Source organism: Mesorhizobium sp. FG116 (assembly GCF_057809835.1).
In genome coordinates this window covers 1-1,791 of the sequence record NZ_JBMDKS010000109.1, presented here as the reverse complement: position 1 = coordinate 1,791, position 1,791 = coordinate 1, and the positions used below count along the sequence as shown (strand labels likewise).

Annotated in this window: 1 protein-coding gene and 1 pseudogene; both read right to left on the bottom strand. The window is 66.3% G+C overall.

Translation table 11 applies throughout. The features are described 5' to 3' along the window. A pseudogene (locus ACODTY_RS23940) lies at positions 1-422 on the bottom strand (DNA primase); the annotation flags it as partial. 15 nt (positions 423-437) lie between these two features. Then, positions 438-1,791 (bottom strand): strawberry notch C-terminal domain-containing protein (locus ACODTY_RS23935; protein ID WP_488996670.1); only part of this gene is annotated, 1,354 nt, incomplete at its 5' end.

Here is a 1,791-nt window from a genome sequence, read left to right as displayed (position 1 = left end):
AGGTAGGTTTCGGCCAAGGTGCCAGAGAGCGGTTGCGTCATGCGGAGCAGACGGCGCGCCCGCTCGGCCGCCGGTCGAGCGGGCGCACCGCTTGGGCTGGTGTCGTTCCCTCGCGGCGATGCGGGCTCAGGCTCCGGCTCGTTCAGGAACCGCCGGGCCTCGTCGGCGACGTCGCGAAAATCGACCAGGCCGCAGGTTTCCCGCACGAGGTCGAGCAGATCACCGAACTGGCCGGTCGCGGCGTCCGTCCAGCGCCCCTTGCGCGTGCCGGCGAGGTGGACATAGAGCGAGCGGCCCTTGCTGTTGGCGACGTCGCCGACGATCCAGTAGTTGCCGGCCTTGTGGCCGGCCGACAGATAGTGACTGCAGACCGCCTCGGCATGCTCAGCGAGGCGGCCCGCCAATTCCGAGGCGGACAACATGGCGGGGCTCCGTCGTTATCGGCTGGCGATGCCGGTGAGACGATGACGCTCGATCAACCTGGCGAGGATCGCCGGACCTTCCTCGGTCGTCGGCACGAAGAAACGCAGCTTCCAGCTGATCATTTCGGAGAACAGGCCGATCGACTTCAGCCAGTCGCGCATGCCGGTGGTGAACCCGATAAGCTCGACGCGATAGTCGTTCATGATGCGCACGCGGCGCAGAGACATGTCGCCGGCGAGGCCGACCACCGAGGATCCGTCGAGCACGGCGTTCCATGCCTGTTCAGGGGTGACCACCGCCGCCTGGTCGATCCCGAAGTTGCGGCAGAGCTGCGGGAGGCTGGACGCGGTGATCATGCGGCCGACGATCTGTTCGCCGTCGTCGGTCTGGAGCCGGTAGACGCAGTGGTAGCCGCGCGGCAGCATTTTCCAGATCGGCAGGAGCAGGCCCGCCACCATGTGGAGGGTCGACGCCGTGAACTCCGGGACGGTCGCCACTTCCGCGTCCCATGCAGCGGCGAAGATGCGTTCGTCGGCCTCTTCCCAGTTCGTCTCTTCGAGTTGCTGCGCGTCGAAGCGCACTTCGCCCATTGGCCTCAGGAGCGAGACACGCGGCTGGATGGTGCCGTCGTCCAGCATGGTCGCGCGCGTCGGGATCATCACCGCGGCGCGCTGCGACTTGCCGTTGACCATGAACCGGACACGCGGATCATGGCCCGCGATGGACAGTGCCTCCTTGAGCGGCATCGGCCGGTTGCGTTCCGGCCGCTCGATGGTCAGAAGGTGCGACTGCGCGCTGGTCACCGGATGCGTGTAGATCAGCCTGCGATCCTTCACCGTCATGCGCTCGCCCGACAGGGTCTCCAGGCCCTGGTCGTAGACGCCGGCGGCGATGGCACCCTCGATGCGTGCGGCAAGCAATTGCTCGAAGGCTTCGAAGAGCAGGTTCTGCATGTTGATGGTCAGCGCCAGCATGCGGTTGAGGAAGGTGTGGATCGGCGGCAGTTCGTCCCTGAGGCCACCCTCTTCCGTGGTCAGCGATAGGCCGGTGATCGCTTCAAACCGGTCAAGCGAGCAACCCTCGATCTTGCCCTGATGGACCAGCCCATAAAACTGCCGCAGGGCGTCATGGCCGTATTGCGATTCCAGATTGTCTTCCGGCCGGAACATTCCCTGCCCGCCGGTCTGGCGCTGGCCGCGGGTGATGGCGCCAAGGGTGTCGAGGCGCCGCGCGATCGTCGACAGGAACCGCCGCTCCGCCTTGACGTTGGTTGCGATCATGCGGAACCACGGCGGCTGCTTCTGGTTGGTGCGGTGGCTGCGGCCAAGGCCCTGGATCGCCACATAGGCCCGAAAGCCGGCTTCCAGA